The sequence below is a fragment of the Nostoc sp. genome (assembly GCF_036918245.1).
Lineage (GTDB): Bacteria > Cyanobacteriota > Cyanobacteriia > Cyanobacteriales > Nostocaceae > Nostoc.
Genome location: NZ_JBALEF010000059.1, coordinates 1 through 21,157, shown reverse-complemented (window position 1 = coordinate 21,157; position 21,157 = coordinate 1). Strand labels below are relative to the sequence as shown.

Annotated in this window: 18 protein-coding genes; 12 read left to right on the top strand and 6 right to left on the bottom strand. The window is 40.5% G+C overall.

The features are described from left to right. A partial coding sequence (locus tag V7L12_RS16940; RefSeq protein WP_335085888.1) for a hypothetical protein occupies nucleotides 1–199 on the top strand: 199 nt, incomplete at its 5' end. 1 nt (nucleotide 200) lies between these two features. Here V7L12_RS16940 and V7L12_RS16935 read toward each other — a convergent pair. Next, nucleotides 201–365 (bottom strand): hypothetical protein, encoded by a 165-nt coding sequence (locus V7L12_RS16935; RefSeq protein WP_335085886.1) that lies wholly within the window; start codon nucleotides 363–365, stop codon nucleotides 201–203. Nucleotides 366–501: 136 nt separating this feature from the next. Here V7L12_RS16935 and V7L12_RS16930 point away from each other — a divergent pair, with 136 nt between their 5' ends. From V7L12_RS16930 to V7L12_RS16895, 8 genes are all read left to right on the top strand, one after another. Beyond that, the gene (locus V7L12_RS16930) at nucleotides 502–1,881 is read left to right on the top strand and encodes an LLM class flavin-dependent oxidoreductase (RefSeq protein ID WP_335085884.1); all 1,380 of its coding nucleotides are present in this window, start codon (nucleotides 502–504) and stop codon (nucleotides 1,879–1,881) included. A 123-nt stretch (nucleotides 1,882–2,004) separates the two neighbouring features. Beyond that, the gene (locus V7L12_RS16925; RefSeq protein ID WP_335085882.1) at nucleotides 2,005–2,967 is read left to right on the top strand and encodes a DMT family transporter; all 963 of its coding nucleotides are present in this window, start codon (nucleotides 2,005–2,007) and stop codon (nucleotides 2,965–2,967) included. Nucleotides 2,968–2,982: 15 nt separating this feature from the next. Next, the gene (locus V7L12_RS16920; protein ID WP_335085880.1) at nucleotides 2,983–3,636 is read left to right on the top strand and encodes an HAD family hydrolase; all 654 of its coding nucleotides are present in this window, start codon (nucleotides 2,983–2,985) and stop codon (nucleotides 3,634–3,636) included. Further along, complete coding sequence (locus V7L12_RS16915) at nucleotides 3,636–4,412, top strand: sulfite exporter TauE/SafE family protein (RefSeq protein WP_334930425.1); 777 nt, start codon at nucleotides 3,636–3,638, stop codon at nucleotides 4,410–4,412. Before V7L12_RS16920 ends, V7L12_RS16915 begins: the two co-directional genes overlap by 1 nt. Before the next feature lie 27 nt (nucleotides 4,413–4,439). Beyond that, nucleotides 4,440–5,693, top strand: coding sequence for an MFS transporter (locus V7L12_RS16910; RefSeq protein ID WP_335085877.1), 1,254 nt, complete (start codon nucleotides 4,440–4,442; stop codon nucleotides 5,691–5,693). 68 nt (nucleotides 5,694–5,761) lie between these two features. Further along, nucleotides 5,762–6,148 (top strand): oxalurate catabolism protein HpxZ, encoded by a 387-nt coding sequence (gene hpxZ / locus V7L12_RS16905; protein WP_335085875.1) that lies wholly within the window; start codon nucleotides 5,762–5,764, stop codon nucleotides 6,146–6,148. Between the two features lie 136 nt (nucleotides 6,149–6,284). Further along, nucleotides 6,285–6,848, top strand: a complete 564-nt coding sequence (locus tag V7L12_RS16900) for an NUDIX hydrolase (RefSeq protein ID WP_335085873.1) — start codon at nucleotides 6,285–6,287, stop codon at nucleotides 6,846–6,848. Nucleotides 6,849–7,129: 281 nt separating this feature from the next. Continuing rightward, nucleotides 7,130–7,615, top strand: coding sequence for a GNAT family N-acetyltransferase (locus V7L12_RS16895; protein WP_335085893.1), 486 nt, complete (start codon nucleotides 7,130–7,132; stop codon nucleotides 7,613–7,615). A 484-nt stretch (nucleotides 7,616–8,099) separates the two neighbouring features. Here V7L12_RS16895 and V7L12_RS16890 read toward each other — a convergent pair whose 3' ends face one another. From V7L12_RS16890 to V7L12_RS16875, 4 genes are all read right to left on the bottom strand, one after another. Beyond that, on the bottom strand, nucleotides 8,100–8,774 hold the full coding sequence (locus V7L12_RS16890) for a hypothetical protein (protein ID WP_335085871.1): 675 nt from the start codon (nucleotides 8,772–8,774) through the stop codon (nucleotides 8,100–8,102). 436 nt (nucleotides 8,775–9,210) lie between these two features. Further along, nucleotides 9,211–9,672 carry a hypothetical protein gene (locus tag V7L12_RS16885; RefSeq protein WP_335085869.1) on the bottom strand — a complete coding sequence of 154 codons (462 nt, stop codon included), beginning with the start codon at nucleotides 9,670–9,672 and terminating at the stop codon, nucleotides 9,211–9,213. A 27-nt stretch (nucleotides 9,673–9,699) separates the two neighbouring features. Continuing rightward, a complete protein-coding gene (locus tag V7L12_RS16880; RefSeq protein WP_335085867.1) occupies nucleotides 9,700–11,538 on the bottom strand; it encodes a bifunctional serine/threonine-protein kinase/formylglycine-generating enzyme family protein in 1,839 nt (612 codons plus the stop codon). 325 nt (nucleotides 11,539–11,863) lie between these two features. After that, nucleotides 11,864–12,673, bottom strand: coding sequence for an ABC transporter permease (locus V7L12_RS16875; protein WP_335085865.1), 810 nt, complete (start codon nucleotides 12,671–12,673; stop codon nucleotides 11,864–11,866). Nucleotides 12,674–13,457: 784 nt separating this feature from the next. On the opposite strand from V7L12_RS16875, the gene V7L12_RS16870 reads away from it, so the two are divergent. Further along, nucleotides 13,458–14,543 (top strand): glycosyltransferase family 4 protein, encoded by a 1,086-nt coding sequence (locus V7L12_RS16870; protein WP_335085890.1) that lies wholly within the window; start codon nucleotides 13,458–13,460, stop codon nucleotides 14,541–14,543. A gap of 78 nt (nucleotides 14,544–14,621) precedes the next feature. Here the strand turns inward: V7L12_RS16870 and V7L12_RS16865 are convergent, their stop codons facing one another. Next, nucleotides 14,622–16,253, bottom strand: coding sequence for a DUF655 domain-containing protein (locus tag V7L12_RS16865; RefSeq protein ID WP_335085863.1), 1,632 nt, complete (start codon nucleotides 16,251–16,253; stop codon nucleotides 14,622–14,624). 217 nt (nucleotides 16,254–16,470) lie between these two features. Here V7L12_RS16865 and V7L12_RS16860 point away from each other — a divergent pair, with 217 nt between their 5' ends. Continuing rightward, the gene (locus V7L12_RS16860; RefSeq protein WP_335085861.1) at nucleotides 16,471–17,640 is read left to right on the top strand and encodes a cysteine desulfurase family protein; all 1,170 of its coding nucleotides are present in this window, start codon (nucleotides 16,471–16,473) and stop codon (nucleotides 17,638–17,640) included. A gap of 42 nt (nucleotides 17,641–17,682) precedes the next feature. Further along, the gene (locus V7L12_RS16855; RefSeq protein ID WP_335085859.1) at nucleotides 17,683–21,102 is read left to right on the top strand and encodes a hypothetical protein; all 3,420 of its coding nucleotides are present in this window, start codon (nucleotides 17,683–17,685) and stop codon (nucleotides 21,100–21,102) included. Nucleotides 21,103–21,157: the final 55 nt, after the last annotated feature.

Sequence of the window (21,157 nt, the reverse complement as noted above, 5' to 3'; positions counted from 1 at the left end):
GGCATTGTTAGTCGATGCAATGGCATTGTTAGTCGATGCAATGGCATTGTTAGTCGATGCAATGGCATTGTTAGTCGATGCAATGGCATTGTTAGCCGATGCAATAGCATTGTTAGCCGATGCAATAGCATTGTTAGCCGATGCAATAGCATTGTTAGCCGATGCAATAGCATTGTTAGCCGATGCAATGGCATTGTAAGTCAAGAGACCTGTGTGTACACCGTAGCTTCTCTACGAGAGGCTGTGCCACGAGAAGATTTCAGATAAACTTGACCAAACTCCAAAACTTGCTCATATAACCCTCGCCTCTGCACTTGGACTAGAGATCCGCCTTCCTGATCTGCAATGGCGGCAAAAATATTCAAAACTTGCTCATTGGTACGATGAATTCTCTAAACTACCCTCCATCCAAGCAACAAGACCAGAGTCCTAATAACTAACATTTTCTTGTTGCAAACAAGAGAACGAAAAAAGCACAAGTACGCCCTCGCAAATACAAACATGAGTACAAAAAAACAACTTAAACTCGGAGCATTTTTACCCGGCAGTGGTCATCACGTCGCAGCGTGGCGACATCCCAACACCCCGGCTGATGGAGGTCTAAACTTCCAACATTACAAGCAGCTGGCACAAACAGCTCAACGGGGTAAATTTGATATGCTTTTCCTCGCAGATGGTTTAGCCGTCTGGGATCGAGGGCAAGGGACTGAGGCTTTTAGCCGTTCGGGACAATTCAGTGTCCACTTTGAACCTTTAACCTTGTTGTCGGCTCTGTCTATGGTGACAGAAAATATCGGGTTGGTGGCAACATCATCAACGACTTATGATGAACCTTTTCATCTCGCCCGCAAGTTTGCATCACTAGATTATCTCAGCGGTGGTCGTGCCGGATGGAATCTTGTAACCTCTGCTGCTGAAGCCGCAGCGCAGAATTTCAGCCAAGAAAACCACCTAGAACACTCACTGCGCTATGAACGGGCGAGGGAATTTGTGGATGTTGTCACCAAACTTTGGGACAGTTGGGAAGACGATGCTTTTCTCCACAATAAGGAGTCAGGTATTTACTTCGATGCAGAAAAGTTGCATGTTCCCCACCACAAGGGCAAATATTTCTCGGTGCGCGGCCCGCTCAATGTGGCGCGTCCACCGCAGGGATATCCAGTAATTGTACAAGCTGGATCTTCTGAGGCTGGACAGGATTTAGCTGCCCAAACAGCAGAGGCGATTTTCACTGCACAACAGACGTTGGCAGAAGCTCAAGCTTTCTACGCCAGCGTCAAGGGGAGATTGGCTAAATACGGACGTTCCCCTGACCATCTTAAAATTATGCCAGGGGTATTCCCAGTGATTGGTAAGACTGAGCAGGAAGCTAAGGATAAATATGAGCAACTTCAGGAGTTGATCCATCCCTTAGTAGGATTAGGGCTGCTTTCTGGGCTTGTGGGTGGCCATGATTTGTCTAAATATCCCCTAGATGGGCCCCTGCCGGATCTGCCAGATACCAACGCTGGCAAAAGCCGCTTGCAGCTGATCACCGATCTTGCCCGCAGAGAGAATTTAACAATTCGGCAACTGTATTTGTGGATTGCAGGAGCGCGGGGACATCGAACGATTCTCGGAACACCAGAACACATTGCCGATCAGTTAGAAGATTGGTTCGTTAATGGTGGGGCTGATGGATTTAACATCATGCCGCCCTGGCTACCTGGGGGTTTAGATGAATTCGTGGACTTGGTAATTCCCGAACTGCAACGCCGAGGAATATTTCGTACTGAGTATGAAGGTAGTACTTTGCGTGAAAATCTTGGTTTACCCCGTCCGGTGAACCAGTTCAGCACAAAGACTGCTCCTGAATCTGTGGGCGTCGGTTCCTTGGCATAGTTTTGATTGAACAACTGGCAGTGTTTTTGAAGCGACGGCTTTGATTTCCTCAAACTTCATCTGGTTTGTTATTCCAGTGGTTTTAACAATACAATCAAGTCGTCTCTAAGGAAACTTTTTATCGTGTTGGGCATCCTAACGGTTCTTCTATCCTCCTTTGTTTTGACGTTTCACAACGTTACTGTCCGAGTTTTGTTTTCAGAACATCTCGTACTAGGTTTATTTTTACTCGGTGGATACGTTAAACCGGATTTGCAGAATTCCTTCTTGCTGATGTTCATGCGAATGCTGCTGGTGGTTCCACTCATGGCATCTCTATCATTCAAGCTATATCCATCTGCTTGGACAGAACTCCAAGACTTGTTCACCCGCAAAGGTAGGGATGTTCTGATTCAAGCTCTTGGCTGTGGAGTGCTGATGTTTGTGTATATTGCCTCACTTTACATTGCTATTGGCTTGATTCCCACAGGTATTGCCTTGACCCTTTTCTTCACCTATCCCGTATTTACAGCTCTGCTGTCTTGGAGGTTTTTTGGCGATCGCCCCACATTGTTCCGTTGGCTAGTAATGGCTATTATTCTGGTGGGAAGCGCTCTCACCATTCCCCAATCTTCTGCCACCTACAGCAGTCATACCATTGCGATCGGCATTTTTGCTAGTTTTGGCGCTGGGATTGTTTACGCCTTTTATTGCATCATTGCTCAAAAATGTTTAGAAAAATTCCATCCAATTCCCTTTACCTGGATCAGTTTTGCTTCCACTTTACTGCTTTCTGGTGTTAGCTTACTGTTTTGGCCAGCTAAGAGCGGCCAACTTGATTGGACACCCCTATGGATTGGCAGTATCTTTTCGGGTCTTGTCAGCTTTCTCGGACACACTTTAAACAATGTGGGAATTCGGATGGTTGGCGCTTCTACCGCTTCCATAATCGGCTCTAGCAGTCCAGCATTGACAGCGTTAGTTGCATGGATAACCATTAACGAAACTTTAAATGTGATTCAGAGTGTAGGGATTGGTGTTGTCACATTGGGGATCGCCTTACTTAGTGCAGAAGGCTTTGTGAAATCGCTCAAAATTAGGGGTTGAATTGGTAATTAAGATATGCCTTTCTCCGCTATTCTTTTTGATCTTGACGGGACTTTGACAGATCCTAAACCTGGCATCACTGGTTGCATTCAGTATGCGCTCTCTGAACTCGGTTACAAACCACCGAATGCTGATGAATTAAATTGGTGTATTGGCCCACCACTGAAAGATAGCTTTTCGCAATTACTCAATACCTTGGATAGCACAGTAATTGAACAGGCTCTTTTACTATATCGTCATCGCTTTGCCACAATTGGATTATTTGAAAACTCACTTTATCCCCAAATTTCAGAAGTCCTAAGAGCCATTTGTTTTGCTGGTTATAAAACTTTTGTTGCGACTTCTAAACCATCTATTTATGCGACGCAAATTATTGAATATTTTGGATTAGCATTGCTTTTTGATGGTGTTTATGGTAGTGAACTTGACGGAACGCGAAGCATAAAAGGTGACTTAATTCACCATATTTTATTAACAGAAAAACTTTTACCTTCTACTGTGATGATGGTAGGCGATCGCTCACATGACATCATTGCAGCCAAGCGCCATCATATTGCTTCAATTGGTGTTACCTATGGCTATGGAACTGAGGAGGAATTGAAAGCTCATGGTGCTGACTGGATTGCCCATTCTCCAAGTGATATTCCCAGACTTATAATTCGTAAATAATGCCGCCATCTTTAACACTTTTCCATAGTTTACTTCTCTTTAGTACCGCTTTCATTGCAGGCGGGCTAAATGCTGTAGCGGGTGGTGGAAGCTTTATCACGTTTCCAACTCTCATCTTTACGGGTGTACCCCCGATCGCAGCTAACGCCACGAATAATACCGCGATTTGGGTGGCTGCTCTAGCAAGTGCTGGAGCATATCGTCAAGATTTAAACATCGAGCGGCGAGATTTTTTACTTCTATGTGGTGTCAGTTTATTTGGTGGCATGATTGGCTCCATCGCCTTATTGTATACATCGCCAGATGTCTTTAAAAAGCTGATTCCCTATCTGTTGCTGCTGGCAACCCTGGTGTTTACCTTTGGCGAACCTTTCAAAAAGTGGTTGCAGCGTCAAAGTCAAAAGTCATCACCTGAGTCTGTACCTTTGTTTAATTTGGTACTGGCTCAACTAGCGATCGCAATCTATGGCGGTTTCTTTGGCGCAGGTTTAGGGATTTTAATGCTGGCAACTTTGACATTTTTAGGCATCAAAAGTATTCATACAATCAATGCTTTTAAGACATTTTTAGGGAGTTGTATCAATGGTATTGCAATTATTCCATTTATTTTTGCAGGTGTGATTGCCTGGCATCAAGCTATTTTGATGGCAGTAGGTGGCTCTCTTGGTGGTTACTTAAGCGCCCATTATGCTCGTAAACTTGAACCGCACTTAATTCGGAAATTTGTCATGATTGTTGCCTTCAGCATGACTGCCTACTTTTTTATTCACGGTTAAGGACTGGGAACTACTGAGGGGTGATGTATGGAAGCATCAAGAAAATCGCAGGTCATGCTTCGTGCTTTTGGTTCCAGAAATTTTCGCCTGTACTACATAGGTCAAGCAATTTCTCTGATTGGTACATCCATGACTCAAGTGGCTACTAGTTGGCTGGTGTATCGCCTCACCGATTCGGCTTGGTTACTTGGTCTAGTGGGCTTTGCCAGCCAAATTCCCACGCTTGTGTTGATTCCTCTGGGTGGAATCATTGCCGATCGCTGGAATCGTCATCAAATATTGCTTGTTGCCCAAATTCTAGGAATGCTTCAGTCTTTAGCTCTAACGTGGCTAGCCCTAAGCGGTACGATTAATATCAAGTACATTGCAATTCTTGGTGTACTGCAAGGGATGATCAACGCCTTCGATATTCCCACCCGACAGGCATTTCTTCCAGAAACGGTTGGTAAGGAAAATCTCGGTAATGCCTTTGCCTTGTACTCTTCCCTGGTGAGTGTGACGAGTATGGTAGGCCCTGCGATCGCAGGTTTGTTGATTGTGGCGCTGGGATCGGGGCTATGTTTCCTAATTGATAGCATCAGTTACATTGCTGTAATTATTGCCCTCCTAGCAATACGGCTGACATCTAGAAAAGCCATTATTTCCAAACGCAAACCTTTAGAAGAATTAAAAACTAGTTTTAAATATGCCTTTGGGTTTTTGCCAATTCGCTCAGTCTTAATTGGTTCGGCTTTAGTCTGCTGCGTCTGGGGATTTTATTTAGCTTTGGGGCCGATTTTTGCCAAGGATATTTTGCAAGGTGGCCCTAATACCTTCGGCTTCTTGATGACAGCTTCCAGTTTGGGAACCTTAGCAGGTAGTATCTATTTAACTAAGCATAGCAATGTACTGGAATCGGGTAAAGTTCTAGCATTGGGTATATGTTTTATGGGAGTAAGCTTGATTGTCTTTGCCCTATCCCCTGTGTTCTGGCTTTCACTGCTCTCATTATTTGCATCTGGTTTCGGCTTTATTTTGCAGATAATTGCCGGACGCACTTTGCTTCAGTTGTTGGTGAGCGATGAAAATCGCGGACAAATTACAGGTCTTTACGTTATGGCATCTACAGGCGCAGTACCTATAGGTAACTTAATAGCTGGCGCACTAGCAAGTAAAATTGGTAGTAGCAATACTGTGATTCTTGGTGCAAGTATTTGTATTGCAGGCTCAATTTTCTTTATGCAGCAAATCTCCACCTTCCGCGATCTGATTCGTCTGAATCTACTTACTGAAGGAGCTTAAAAGAAAAATAGCTCTGGCTATTTGAAAGAGTGCATAATCAGCCATAACACCAAAAATTGGTAATAACAATGACTACTATAAATGACCCTACTGTTGTAACTGAAGTAACTGATTTGTACCTCAAGTATGAAGAAGCCCTTTCTAATAACAATTTGGAGGTGATGGATAGCTTGTTTTGGGATGCGCCCGAAGTAGTGCGGTTTGGCATCACAGAAAACCTCTATGGTGGCGATGAAGTTCGTAACTTTCGTCAGAATCGGCCAAACCCGAAAATAGAGCGAGAAATCTCGAATCTCAAGGTTGCAGCCTTTGGGAAAGATGCAGCAACAGTAACTTTAGAATTTCGCCGGATTATCAATGGTGTAGAGCGTTTCGGGCGACAAAGCCAGACTTGGTACAGGTTTACCGAAGGATGGAAGGTGGTTTCAGCGCACGTTTCATTATTGCCAGTGTGAGTTTCAAAACTATGGCTAGTATTTTAGTTAGATATTAGCTGTCAGAAAAGATAGTGAGTGGCGATAATACTAGCTTTACCTGATTTGAAATCATTAAAAATAATTCCTGTAACAAACGTTAAAAAGAGGTTTAAATATGGTAAGTCCATTTGATTGGATTGTATTAAAATCTAGACATCTAGTAAAAGATAGATGGATTTCAGTACGGTCTGATACTTGCCAAATGCCTAATGGAACAATAGTTGACCCCTATTATGTTCTTGAATATCCAACATGGGTAAATGTTGTAGCTTTAACCAAAAATCAGGAAGTTATTTTAGTAAAGCAATATCGCCACGGTCTGAAAAAAACAATTCTAGAATTACCCAGCGGTGCTGTAGAGGCTGAAGATGTTTTGCCAATGGAAGCTGCAAAACGCGAATTATTGGAAGAGACTGGTTACACTAGCAATCATTTTATTGAAACTGGTATATTATCACCAAATCCAGCTAATCATACTAATTTAACCCATTGTTTTTTAGCAACAGATGTAGAACGTGTGGCTGATTTAAAACTAGACGTTACAGAACAGATTGATGTAGTTTTATTACCTCTAGAAAGGCTAATCAAAAACATTGATAATAATATATTGCTGCAAGCATTACATATTAGTTCCTTATTCTTTGCTTTAAAAAAACTTGGTAAAGTGCAATTTTCTTAGTTACCTGACTGTATTTGCATTTATCAATAACCATTATGAAAAGATAGAAGATAGCATGACTACAACCATTTCATTCGACCGAGTTTCTGATATTTATGATGCAACGCGGGGGCTATCGTCTGGAATATCCGAGCAAATCCTTGAAAAGTACTATAAGCACTGAAGTGCTTACTACATCTCAGGCAAAGATAAACTGGACAATGACTAAACGAGGATTCACTAATGATATTGGAAACTCAACGCCTATTACTGCGGGAAATGACGCTTTCTGACCTCGACGCATTACTGCTTGTCCTCGGCGATGCAGAGTCGATGCGCTACTACCCAAAGCCGACCGCGAGATGGTGGAAAACTGGATTGACCGGCATCGCCGCAACTACGCACAGCACAGACTCGGCTTGTGGGCGATGGTTCTCAAGACAAGGGGTGAGGTAATCGGCGACTGTGGACTGGTTTGGCAGGAGGTCGAGGGACACCAAGAACTCGAAATTGGTTATCATGTCCGCCGTGACCAACAAATGCAGGGTTACGCAACTGAAGCTGCATCTGCTTGCCAGGACTACGCCTTTAACGTACTGGGTTGCGATCATCGCGTCATTTCCCTAATTCGCCCAGAAAACATTCCTTCTCGTCGTGTAGCTGAAAAGAACGGACTCAAGGTCGTTCAGGAGACACTCTGGCGCGACATACCGCACTATATATATGCTGTGCAGCGCTCAGAAAGTAAACTTCTTACAACAAGCAATCTCAGAAGCAGAGAAGTTTAATAATCTGTGTACCAACGTTGAGGCTGGTCCTTGGGAACATAGCTAGCCATTGCATCAACATGAGAGCGAAAGTATTTGGTCATAAAGCATTGGGTAAAACAGTTTCTCTTTTCCGAGTTCCGTTAGCGGATAGCTAGGGTTTAGCCCGTGCTGAGTAAAGAAGTGAGATTCCCCACTCAGCACTCCTGATAATTCAATATGCTTGGGTTAAGGGTTATTGGTGTAAATAATTAGTCTTTCAAGACGCGATAAATCGCGTCTCTACATCAGGGTTTTGTTGCTCATTCTGAACTGTATTGCCTGATAATTGGGTTGTCTCGTTTCTAGCCTCCGACTAGGAATACCTGTTGTTGGGGCTTCCGCCTCAAGACTTGTGGCAGCAGCCCAATGAGCAGCATTTTCAGCCCGAGGCTGGAAACGAGATTTGAAAAGGATTAAGCGTTGGGTTGTAGAGCGAACTTTTGGTTGGCTATGCTTCAAAATATCAGGTGTATTTAATTTTTTGAGTATAAAATCTAGCTGCTAAAAGAGTCGCACCTGCTACTAAAATTGCTAGTACACTATCAGGTTCAGGGATGGCAGCAACTTGAGCATCAATTCGTGCAGTTCCAGCAAACAAACCGGACAATTCAGGGTTGTCTAATATATCAGCAAACTCTGGAGAAATCAACAATTGAACATCAGGGATGGTTAAATTTTGGCCATCAAATGCCACAAGTCCCGGACTGCTCAAATCAAACAAAATTGTATTTAAAGAAAATGTATCTCTTAAAACAAGTCCGCTGGCACCTGTGACAGTACGTCCTGGAGCAAAACCGATTGAAAAATCACCAACAGTAATTTGATCGTTGAATGTAACAGTACCAGTATGCTCGATTGTACCTGAGAGCGGAGTAAAACCGCCCTCGTCACTGAACGTGAAGTTAGTAAGTGAGTCGATGTTGAAGCCAACTAAATAATTGCTAGGAATTGGTGCAACTGTCTGATTAGTGCCTGTCAAGGTTAGCCCAATACTACTAAGAATCTCCTCGTGATCGCGATCGATGCTGGTGACTCCAGATATCACTTTAAAAGTTGCAGCTTCTACCTGTATCGGTGCTATTGAGATAAAAGCTGCTGTCGTACAACCAAGAATTCCTGCTAACTGAAAAAAACGCATATATATTTCTGATGATCTTCGTAGTTTATTTTATCTAATAAAACGTCCTTTATTAATATATAAATTTAAAAGCTTTTGCTAAAAAAGTATTCTCAAAAATTAAAATTATGTAAACACACAGTTAATAACAAAATTTAAACCATACAGCTACAAATACAAAGTTGAGTATGTGGTTACAAATAAAAGTTACTAGTCAGAATGAAGCGGAAAGTATAAGGTATAAAGCATTAAGGATATAAGATAAAAACAATATAGCTACGTTTAATTATGTCCAATGCCAATTATTTAGAAGCAAATTTCAAAGTCCCTCTCCCAAATTTGGGGGAGGGATTTAGGGTGAGGGTTTTTGATTCATGCAAGAAGTCTAATTAGGTATTCGCAGACTCTAGCTGAGAACCAGAGAAAGCTGATTTATTCTCGCCGATTACTTCTTAGTTCACAGACTTGTTCTAATCCACCAGCTTATTTTATCCAAATTAGGATCTATTTCCTGCCAGAAACTTGCTGATGAGTCTGTTTCTCTTGTTTCTGCGAGTATTTTATCTATACTGTCGAAGTTTTTTTGAATCAACTGCTTATCTAGTTTAAGAATATCTAATTTTAGATATTTCAGACGGTTGGGTAACTCTACTTTCTCTTTTGTCGGCAAGTGGTGAATCCGATCAACTTGTTCTATAATTTTGTCTATTGATACAATTATTTCTTGCAAGGTGGGCTTTTTAGTTTTTAATTTTAAATTTTTTTCTTCAAAGGCTTCTTCTTGATTACCTAACTTTACTAAGACTATTTTGACGAAGAAAATATTGTAATCTACCTCACTAGCTTCACCCACTTGCTGATGATATTTTCCACTTTTATTTATAACTACTATGTCACCTTTCTCAATTCTATTGTTCATAATTTATACAACCTTGTAATTAAATTACTAAATAATCTCCTCTACAGAAAATACTACTCTAAAGCCACAAATCCTCAGTCCACCGTCTGACTCATTCCAGCTACGACTGGCGCTGCGACAAAGTTCTGCACTGAAACTCCAAGAACCACCGCGTAGCACTCGGCGATTAATATCACCGCCAACTTCCCAAGCTGTTCCATCTAAGGGTGCGTCGTTATAATTGTTGTGCCACGAATCAGCACACCATTCCCAAACTAGCCCGTGCATATCGTATAATCCAAAGGCGTTGGCGACTTCAAAACTACCGACGTTTGTTGTTTCTTTACGGAATTTGCTTTTTGGTTCGACATCGCAGCTGACTAACTCAGAGGTAATCGTTTCGCCAAAGTGGAAAGAGGTTGTAGTTCCAGCACGACAAGCATATTCCCATTCAGCTTCACTCGGTAAACGATAGTCGCGTCCAGTTTTTTCTGATAGCCTGAGACAGAATTCTACAGCCTCATACCAAGATACATTTTCCACTGGTCTATCTAAACCTTTGAATTTCGATGGATGGGGATTTAAAGCTTGTTTGACTTTGGGTAAAGCTGCTACTACTCTCCACTGTGCTTGAGTCACAGGAAATTTCCCCATAAAAAATGGTTCAACGGTAACTTTATGTCGAGGACGTTCGTCAGCATCTCCTTCAAACTCCGGTGAACCCATCATGTAACTACCACCAGGAATCGATACCATTTCTAATGTGACAGACTTACTTAATTCTTCAGCAAAAAAGTTTGCATTACCACTCATACGGTTTACTTCTCTACCACCTGTGTCTACTGTCACTACGTCAAATTCAAAGGTTTCTAACGGGGGGAATGGTACGATTACTTTTGGTGGTAGCGGCGGTAATATAGGTTGAGACATCGAAACAATTTTTAGGGCAACAGGTTCAATGTTCGATGTGGCAAACTTCAAATCGTTGATAACTTCTACTGCTGTTTGATACCTTTCACTCGGTAGATGTTTTAGTAATTTATCTAAAATTTTTCCTAAGTCGTCGCTGATAGTAATGCCTTTTTCTTGTAACCGTTCGCGCCACAACCATTTAGCATTCATGGCATCATAAATAGGGTCATTAATCTGTCCAGAAGCATCCTGCAAGGGCAAACATTGAGTTAAAAGACGCACACAAGTTACACCCAAAGCATACAAATCACTGCCGTGACAAGCAAATCCAGCCATTTGTTCTGTTGGGGCATAGCCAAGGGTATAAATTACCGTAGCTTGTCTTCCTATACTGGTTTGTGTCACCTGTTTAGCACCGCCAAAGTCAATTAAGACGGGTTTTTCATCACTTGCACGGCGGATGATATTTTCTGGTTTGATATCTCGATGAATGACGTTATGGGTATGAATGAATTTCAGAACTGGCAATAAATCAGCTAAAAGTTCCCAAATTTGTTGTTCGCCATAAATTTGTTGCCGAACTTCTTGTAAGAGAGTTTTTCCTTGAATAAATTCTTGTACGAGATACAAGCTAGTACCTTGTTCAAAATAAGCTAGTAATCTGGGAATTTGGGTATGATTTTCTCCCAGTTCATACAACCGGAAAGCCTCTTCTTTGAAAAATTCTGCGGCTTTAGTGCGTTGTCCTGTTCCCTGAAACTGCGGGAAAAATTGCTTGATGACGCAAGGGGCGTTTAGTCTGTCTACATCTTCTGTAGAATATGTTCTACTAAATCCACCTTCACCTAAGAGTCTTAATACGCAGTAACGGTTTCTGAGAAGTTTGCCAAAGTTGCTTTGTCCGCAACTCACGCAAAATCTATTGCTATCAGAGTTGAATGGATTTGAGCAATTGAGATTTTGGCAGATTTGCATAATCAGGGGGAAATAGCATCTTCTCCAAAGTTAGCCCCAATATTATCTAATTGAAAACAGTTATGTAGAGAAGCGAACACGGAAGTTTATTCATGTGCTTAAAACTATCTTTTACACGAGGGCATAAGGATGAATAAATTATATTTATTTACTTATCTATACTATGACGTTGTGTTAGCAGAAAGTACGGCACATTGCCATAATATTGGGGCGCTAGGCTTGCCGTAATGCACCCTATATTTTAATATAACTGTTGTTCGCTATCCAAAAAAGTTCATGAATAACTAAATCACCTACTTATAACTTTTATTGCCAATTGCAACTCTTATTTAAAAGTTTTATTCTCTCCAGAAGCGCGAATTAATTCAGCTACAAGGGCAACGATCGCAGATACTGAAATTAACATGACACTCAGCGCATTAATATCAGGTTTAACTCCGGTTCTAATCCGGCTAAAAATTTCCATTGGCAGGGTGTTAGAACCGCTACCAGCAGTAAAACTGGCAATGAGAAAGTCATCTAAGCTGAGGACAAAAGCCAAGAGACAACCAGCGACAATCCCAGGCATTAATTGAGGTAACAATACTTTAATGAAAGCTTGGGTTGGTGTAGCACCTAAATCTAGTGCTGCTTCTTCTAAGTGTGGGTCTAAATTAGTCAGTCGGGAAGCAACCACAAGTCCGACGTATGCCAGACAAAACACTACATGGGCTGCAACTATTGTCCACAAACTCAAAGGTATTGCAAAGGCTGCTAGACATACTAGGGTAGCCACTGCGATCGCAATATCGGGAATAATCAATGGTAGGTAAGCAATACCACGATACAATTTCTTGCCAGGAAATTCGTAACGCGCCAACCCAACCGCCATCAAGGTTCCCAGCACTGCTGAAATTGCTACGGCACAACCTGCAACTATCATACTGTTTTGCAAAGCTGATAAGATGCGATCGTCACTGAACAACTTGCGATACCAATCGAAAGTGAATCCTTGCCAAGTTGCACTGTAGGGCGACTGATTGAAGCTATAAAAGCCAAGTACCAGTATGGGCAGGTACATGAACACAAACATCAGCACTGAGAAAACCGCCTGCCATGAGACACGCGGTTTTTTGAGAGATGGAGAGATATTCACGTTTATATATGATTTTTATTGATAGGAATCTAAAATATCACATTTAATGTAATAAGTCAATGATTTAACTATCTTCTCTCTCTTTTGACTAGTGGAGAATCCAATAGTATCTCAATTAATCAGACAAGCAGCTTGAACAACTGGTTATAAGGTAGATAAACTTTCGCCCATACTAGACATCTGGTAAAAAAGAGACGTAGCACTGCTATGTCTCTACAAGGCTTCTGGATAACACATATTTAATTTCTAAAGATGTCTAATAGTTAATTGTTACCTTTAATAATTTGGATAGAACTTATCAGAAAAATTGCTGCTTCTGATTTCCAACTACCTACTTTACCAAAATCTGTTCTTTGGGCGACTCTAAATTATTTTTGAGAGTACGGAAAGCCGCCCAAAAAGTGACTACACGATTTATTCTTTAATTAACTTTTGTAAATTAGATAATTGACAGGCGACAGCAGAGTTTTTCTGCCTATTATCAGCATTTAACTTAAAAATTGACGATTTTAGTGAATTCCTGTTTGTCAAAAACATCTATATTTAACATTCAATAAACTACCAACAATTAATAAAATAGAATGTATTTACCTCTTTAGGAGTGGGTAATTTCCGTACTAGGATAGACAAAGAATATAGAAGTAACAGCATAAGATTTGAAAGAGATTGTTAATAAGTTTAGTATCTCAAGTTACTTTCTGATGCAAAGTGAATTAATTACCAGCACTAAAACAACAGAAATAAAAAACTTCTAATTCAAGTTTTATTTTTTAGGAGGTTTATGATGCGAATTGCTCAAATAGCTCCACTGTGGGAAAGAGTTCCACCCCCAGCTTATGGTGGTGTAGAGTTAGTAGTGGGGTTACTGACCGATGAATTAGTCCGACGCGGACACGAAGTAACTTTATTTGCATCGGGAGATTCTATTAGTCTGGGAACACTAACGTCAGTTCATCCCCGTGCCCTCAGACTCGATTCTACTATCAAAGATTACGGCATTTACGAGATGCTGAATCTAGCTTCGGTTTATGAACGCGCAGAAGAGTTTGATATTATTCACTCCCATATCGGGCATGGGGCACTGGCTTACGCGAATCTCGTCAAAACCCCTACAGTTCACACGTTGCATGGTACTTTTAACCCTGACAACGAAAAGATGTTTAGTTTTGGTAAGAAACAACCCTACGTGAATATTTCGAATGCACAACGAGAACCAAGGTTAGGGTTGAACTCTATAGCAACGGTTTACAACGGAATTGATGTTAGCAGTTATGAGTTTCACTCCCAACCAGAAGATCCTCCTTACTTAGCGTTTTTGGGTAGGATATCTCCAGAGAAGGGAGCGCACTTAGCCATAGAAATCGCCAAAGAAACTGGTTGGCATTTAAAAATGGCTGGGAAGGTGGATGTCGTTGATGTGGAATACTTTGAGAAGGAAATTAAACCGCACATTGACGGGGAGCAAATTGAGTATCTGGGTGAAGCCAACCATGCTCTAAAAAATGCCCTGATGGGTGGTGCAGTAGCAACTCTGTTCCCGATCACTTGGCGAGAACCCTTTGGATTGGTGATGATTGAGTCAATGGCTTCCGGTACGCCAGTGATTGCAATAAAATTGGGGTCTACTGAGGAAGTAATTTCTGACGGCAAGACGGGTTTCCTCTGCAATAATATTCAAGAGTGCATCAGTGCTATTGATCGCGCCATTGAGTTAGACCGTTATGCTTGTCGTCAGTATGTCGAAAATCTTTTCAGTGTTAAGCACATGACTGATGGCTATGAGGCGGTTTATCAACAAATAATAGCAGAACGATTTTCTCAGAATGGGCATTTCCGCAGTTTGGTTGATTTAGCTAGCGATCGCGTTTAAATACCGCATTTGTGTAATCTTACATCTTTTTAACTAAGTAGAATACAGACTATCATAGGGTAACACAGCTGTGCTACCCTACCAAATTACGCGATTATCCCATTTTTCTACAGTTCTAGCACTCACTCCTGAAACTCGTTCTAAGTCTTGTAAAGATGTAAATTTTTGCTGTTGACGACTAATAATTATTCGCTGTGCTAACTTCTTACCCACGCCAGGAAGAGTTACTAATTCTTCTAAACTGGCGGTGTTGATATTTACTTTTTGAATTGCTTCTAACTCAGTTGAAGAAGAAGTTTTTATTTGAGGACACCGTGTTTGTTCTAATTTAATTTTTTCTTGAATTGCTGGTGGTAAGCCTGGTTTAACTTTGGTATAAAGACGAGCAAATTCTCGCACATAATGGGCAGCAACTATCGGATTTTCTATCACCACAAGTGTCTCGTCATTACCATTATTGGCAGCATCTGACCAATTATGAGAACCTGTAATTACTGTTTGGCTATCAATAACACCAAATTTGTGATGCAATAAATCGCCTTTGGGTAATATAGGTACACCTACGGTAGTAATTGGATTTGACCAAGGATGGTTGTCAACTTCATATTTACATTTGTTACTCAGAGCAACCCCCATCATATCTAATGCTTCGCTATAAGGACGGTAGGCGAATTGTGGTTCAATTAAAGCGCGAATTTGCACACTTTGTTGATGGCGTTTTTCTAAAATATTGCCAAGACGTTGTTCAGAAAGGACAAATAATGCCATATCAATAGACTTGCTTGCTGAATCCAAAGTTTTACCAATTAAACCATTACTACTGTTATTCCAAGGTTGAGTTGGAGAAGTAGGCGAAAATTGCACTGTAATTTGGGTGTTACCTAAAGTTATTTGTTTAGGTAAACGTATCGGCTTTTGCAAACCAAATCGACTATCTGCTTGACCTCCCGGCCCATCTCCCCATAAGATATTAAACTCTTCTGTAAATAAAGCAGCTAATTCTGGGCTGTCAATCTGCAATAAATTATTGGCATTGCCTAAACTGCTGGAATTTGTAAAATCACCAGAAGTATCACTTAATGTAAAATTAGCTGAAGTGATAATTACGAGGCGATTGTCCACAATCACAAATTTATGATGCATCAAGCTGCTACCCGCTGAACCATCTGCTCGATCGTCTAGCCAGGAAATTTTGGCATTCTGCAAAATCATCAAAGCATCTCTTTGATTAATTTCGGCTGGACTAAGTTGATTGTCGTGGTTAATATCAATAAATTGGCGAAATTCGTTGTAGCGTTCTTGTTCTCTTTTATCTAACTTACCTACTTCAGCAGATGTTAAGCTACTCCAAGGTCGGCTATAGATATTTTCTAAAATTATCCTGACTTTTACCCCAGCTTTTTGTCTATCAACCAGTGCTTGGGCAACTTTGGGTAAACGTAATTCTTGCACCGCTACATCTACTGTAGATTTAGCATTCGTAATAGCATCCACAATCTGTTTTTCTAAATCATCCCCCAGGCGAGTTTGCTGACGGTAAGCTTCTTGGTATTCTGAAGACTCAGAATGGTTAAAGTAAACTTGAATTAACGGGTCTTGTGGTAAGGGTGCTGGACGCTGATTGTAGGACTGGACTCGTTGACAACCAGCGAGAGAGAATATCAGTAAAAAGATATATAAAAAATATCTTTGTCTAGAGAGAAGTTGCACTGTAATCTGTTAAAAGTGGATTGGGAGTGGATATATTTATCATTCCCAAAATTTTGGGTTCTGAATTAAGTAGAGAAATAAGTTTCCAAGTAAAAGGAAAAATCCACTATTAGATGTAGAATTACAGATATTTTTTTCAGGATTTGTCCACTAAAACTGTATATGCTGACAAATCCGCAGTCTATCACCAACGTGTGTTTTCACTATTATCGGTTATATGCAAATTTATCTAGATTACAGCGCCACTACTCCGACTCGAAAAGAAGCGATCGCAGTTATGCAAACAATCCTCACTCAACAGTGGGGCAATCCTTCCAGCTTACATGAGTGGGGACAACGGGCGGCAACGGTTGTAGAACAAGCCAGAGTCCAAGTTGCTGGTTTAATTAACGCCGCTACCCCTGAATCGATCGTTTTTACCTCTGGTGGCACTGAGGCAGATAATTTAGCGATTATGGGTGTGGCTCGGTTGTATGTTGTTCCTCAACATCTAATTATCTCTAGCGTTGAACATTCCGCAATTTCTGAAACAGTAGGGTTGTTAGAAATGTGGGGTTGGGAAGTTACACGCTTGTCTGTAGATATTAAAGGCAAAGTCAACCCCTTGGATTTAAAGGCGGCGTTGCGACATAACACAGCCATAGTTTCTATAATTTACGGTCAAAGTGAAGTAGGGACTGTGCAACCAATAGAGGAACTGGGTAATATTGTGCGATCGCATGGTGCTTTGTTCCATACAGATGCGGTGCAAGCTGCGGGACGCTTACCCATAGATGTGCAACAACTCCCAGTAGACTTACTTAGCCTTTCTAGTCATAAAATATATGGGCCGCAAGGTGCAGGAGCGTTATATGTGCGTCCTGGGGTAGATTTTATGCCCTTACTGAGTGGTGGTGGACAAGAAATGGGACTACGTTCTGGTACACAAGCAGTACCGATAATTGCCGGATTTGGTGTAGCAGCAGAATTAGCAGCCGAAGAATTAGCTACAGAAACACCACGATTGATTCAGTTACGCGATCGCGCTTTTGCCCAATTAGCTGAGATTCCTGGTTTAATTGCTACAGGGGATGGCTGCGATCGTTTACCTCACCATGTCAGCATGTGCCTACAAAACGCTGATGGGGAAAAACTCAGCGGTAAAACCTTGGTACGACAGCTAAACCTTGCTGGCATCGGCATCAGTGCTGGTGCTGCCTGTCACAGTGGTAAACTTAGCCCTAGCCCGATATTGTTAGCAATGGGTTATTCCGAAAAAGCTGCTTTGGGTGGAATTCGCATCACATTGGGGCGTGATACTACCGAAGCTGATATAGATTGGACAGCGATGGTATTGAAGCAAGTTTTGCAGAGGCTGACACCGGATTTATCTTTAGTTAAGCGTTAAATTATTGGCAACGCTACTAGGATTTGAACAGTGTAAAGTTATATGTCAAAAATTAACCAGATCCAAAATGAACTACGGGAACAAAGCGGTGAAAAGTTCCAAAAGATTGCCGATGCTTACCTTCACAAGAAAGGATATGAGCAGATTAATCCCCTTGGATCTGTAATTGGTGCTGACAAAGTGAGGACAGGAACTCCTGATACATTAGTAGTGCTACCTAATGGAAAGTATGTCTTTGCAGAATACACAACAGAGAAGAAAGGAGTTGCTCAGAAATTTAAGAAAGACCTCGACAAGTGCTTTGATGAGGCAAAAACTGGAATATCTGTTGAAAAAATCCAAGAGATAGTTTTATGTCACACATCAATGCTTTCCTCAGATGAGATAGTTTTATTGACAAAGGAATGCCAGAAGCGAGGAGTCAACCTTAATATTTTTGGTATTGGGCCTATCTCTTATGATCTCTACCAAAAATATCCAGGCATTGCCAGAGATTTCCTTGGAGTTGAGGTAGACACAGGACAAATCGTTGATATTGATGAATTTGTTAAGGCTTACGATAAAAAAGCGGCTACTCCTCTTAATACAACTTTCCACTTTCGAGAGCAAGAGTTAGAGCAAGTATTGCAAGGATTGAATAACAGTAATCTTGTTATTGTATCTGGCAAAGCAGGCATCGGTAAATCTCGATTGGCGCTCGAATGTTGCAATCAGTTTTTAGCGAGTCACCCTGAATATCAGGTTAGATGTATTTTTCTTCGAGGAGCAGCAGATATTTTTGAGGATCTCCGTGTCTATTTTTCAGAACCAGGCTGTCACCTCATTTTTGTAGATGATGCGAATCGGGTTAACTCATTTGAGTACTTCATTCAAATCCTTTATGACCAGCGCGAGGATCAACAAATCAAGGTCATTGCTACTGTTCGAGATTATGCTTTTGCAAAAGTTAAGGAATTAGCGCAGTCATATAAAAATTGGACTGAGATAGAGCTAAACTCTTTGGACGAAAATCAGATAAAGCAAATACTTAAGGATGAGTACGAAATTCTTAATCCCCAGTATCTCAACAGAATTGCCGATATTGCTCAAGGAAATCCTCGTCTTGCAATCATGGCTGCACTGTTAGCAAAACAAGAAGAGAAACTTGACAGCATTAATAATGTATCTAATCTTTACGATGAGTATTATTCTTCAATCCGAAAAGATTTACAAGAACTCGGTGATGAAAACCTCTTGAAAGCTGCTGGTATTGTTGCATTTTTTAGGACGGTAGATCGTTCAAATGAAAAGATGATGGAGGAAATTGAGACAACATTCGGTGTTAGCCAAGAAGTTTTATGGAAGGCTGTTTGCCAGCTACATGAGCATGAATTGCTTGATATGTACGAGAATGAGATCGTGCGAGTCTCTGACCAAGTTCTCGCTACCTATCTTTTTTACCTTGCCTTCTTTAAAGAAAAATTACTCAATTTTGCTATTCTCCTAAATCACTTTTTCCCTCAGCTTCAGTATCGACTTGTTGACGCTCTCAATCCTGTTATAAATACTTTTGATAGTGAAAGAATCATAGAAGTAATGCGTCCACACGTTAATCAAGCATGGCAAACATATCAAAATGCAAAAGATGAAGAAAATCTGATGCACTTCATACAGGTGTTCTGGTTCCTCAAGGAAACAGACATCCTTATATATATTCATAACTGCATTTCCGCAATGGAACCGGAATTAGCAGACGTCTCTAAATTGGAAATTGAGCCTAACTCTAATATTCCATCACCTTCTATCCTCAGCACACTAGGGTTATTCAACCATTCAGATGAGAATAATGTCCAAATGGCGTTAGACGTTCTTTTGGAGTATATCACAAAACGACCGAGCGAAATATCGCAAGCGCTTTACCTTCTTACCGAACGATTTGGGTTTGATCACGAATCCTATTGTTATGGATTTGCTATCCAGCAGATAGTAATTGATGTACTGTGGGAAAGGGTTAAGGATGGTGAAGACATAATGTTTTCAAAGCTATTTATCACAGTGGCTAAACATTATCTTTATACTGACTTTAACACTAGTAGGATGAAAGGGAAAGGAATCAACATCTTTAACTTCACCTTACCACCAACGCCAGAACTGGCTGAACTTAGACAAAAAATTTGGCAGAGGATATTCCAACTCTATAAAATACCTGTTCTCAAGGAAGATGTGCTTAATCTTCTTTACAAGTACAGTACATCAGGCTACAAAGTCTCAGTAAATGAAATAATTATCCAAGATTCATCTGAGGTATTTCCTTTTGTTGAGTCATATCTGGATACCAGTAGTTATTCTCATTGCCTGATAGTTCAAAGCTACTTAGATAAATTAGAGTATCAAAAATTAGAAATCTCCGAGAATGACCATAAAACCATTATTTTGAGGAAAATTATGGCTAATTTATGGAGATATGTATTGTGTGAAACTTTGCGCGGTTTATTTACAAATAAAACCTATGCAATCTCTGAAGTTCTTATTTCTGATCAACTAGAGAGACGATATATAAATTTAGAATATGAGGAATACGAGCAACTTAGGCAACAACGAATTCAAGACTTCTTTGTAAACTACAACTTGGAAGACTATAAACAATTTTTTGACCAATGCCTTGAGATTCAGCAGGAAACAAATCGCCGAAATCATAATACATCCCATCTTCCAAGCCAAGTAGCCAGAGTGCTTATTGATCTGGCAAATCGAGATCCACAACTCTATGCTGATGTATTAAAACATTATCTTAGTTGTGGAAATCTACTTAGAATTAATGCTCCTCAACTTATTAGTCATTTAATTAAAATTTTAGGTCTTGACAAAACTTCTGAAATTCTCAACAAAGCTGATTATGCTTCAAAGCGAAAGTGGTTGTTTGATTTTTACCGTTTATTATCTCAAGAACTGATTAGAAAAGAACATCTCGACCAGCTTTATAGTCTCTATAGGGAAACTGAGGTAAGTGAAATACCACAGGAGTTAAATTTTGTTCTAAAATATCAGATGTTAGATGAAAATGTATTTATCAATATAATCGAAATTCTTTTAGTCAATGCTCCTGACAACTTTAATAACTTTTATCCATTATCATTATTATTTAACAGTCATAGAGAAGTTAATACAGCTTTACTTAATCTTTTCGAGAAAGATTTAAATCTGCTTAAAAAAGCTTATTTTCGAGTTCTAAAAAATGGCTATCACATACAGATAGATCAGTATGGACAAAACTTTGTTTACATCTTGAATCGTGATCCAGAATTTATCCTTGAATACATGGATTGGATTTCCCATCAAAAATCTCAGCCACAGTCATATTATTTTAATCATAAACGAGACTATTCCTTCCTATGGCGACGTGAAGACTATGAAAAAATAATGAGTCAGATAATTGAATATGTTTATAGAACCCATTTGACATCTTATCAGGTTTTGAATTAAGGTACTCCTCAGCATGTAAAATCCAATACTAATGGCGTATTCCAGCAACCTCACT

What these genes read in the sequence shown, in the direction of transcription:
- V7L12_RS16930 (WP_335085884.1), top strand. Translation starts at nt 502, where the DNA reads ATGAGTACAAAAAAACAACTTAAACTCGGAGCATTTTTACCCGGCAGT.
- V7L12_RS16920 (WP_335085880.1), top strand. Translation starts at nt 2,983, where the DNA reads ATGCCTTTCTCCGCTATTCTTTTTGATCTTGACGGGACTTTGACAGAT.
- V7L12_RS16915 (WP_334930425.1), top strand. Translation starts at nt 3,636, where the DNA reads ATGCCGCCATCTTTAACACTTTTCCATAGTTTACTTCTCTTTAGTACC.
- V7L12_RS16910 (WP_335085877.1), top strand. Translation starts at nt 4,440, where the DNA reads ATGGAAGCATCAAGAAAATCGCAGGTCATGCTTCGTGCTTTTGGTTCC.
- hpxZ (WP_335085875.1), top strand. Translation starts at nt 5,762, where the DNA reads ATGACTACTATAAATGACCCTACTGTTGTAACTGAAGTAACTGATTTG.
- V7L12_RS16900 (WP_335085873.1), top strand. Translation starts at nt 6,285, where the DNA reads ATGGTAAGTCCATTTGATTGGATTGTATTAAAATCTAGACATCTAGTA.
- V7L12_RS16890 (WP_335085871.1), bottom strand. Translation starts at nt 8,774, where the DNA reads ATGCGTTTTTTTCAGTTAGCAGGAATTCTTGGTTGTACGACAGCAGCT.
- V7L12_RS16885 (WP_335085869.1), bottom strand. Translation starts at nt 9,672, where the DNA reads ATGAACAATAGAATTGAGAAAGGTGACATAGTAGTTATAAATAAAAGT.
- V7L12_RS16880 (WP_335085867.1), bottom strand. Translation starts at nt 11,538, where the DNA reads ATGCAAATCTGCCAAAATCTCAATTGCTCAAATCCATTCAACTCTGAT.
- V7L12_RS16870 (WP_335085890.1), top strand. Translation starts at nt 13,458, where the DNA reads ATGCGAATTGCTCAAATAGCTCCACTGTGGGAAAGAGTTCCACCCCCA.
- V7L12_RS16860 (WP_335085861.1), top strand. Translation starts at nt 16,471, where the DNA reads ATGCAAATTTATCTAGATTACAGCGCCACTACTCCGACTCGAAAAGAA.
- V7L12_RS16855 (WP_335085859.1), top strand. Translation starts at nt 17,683, where the DNA reads ATGTCAAAAATTAACCAGATCCAAAATGAACTACGGGAACAAAGCGGT.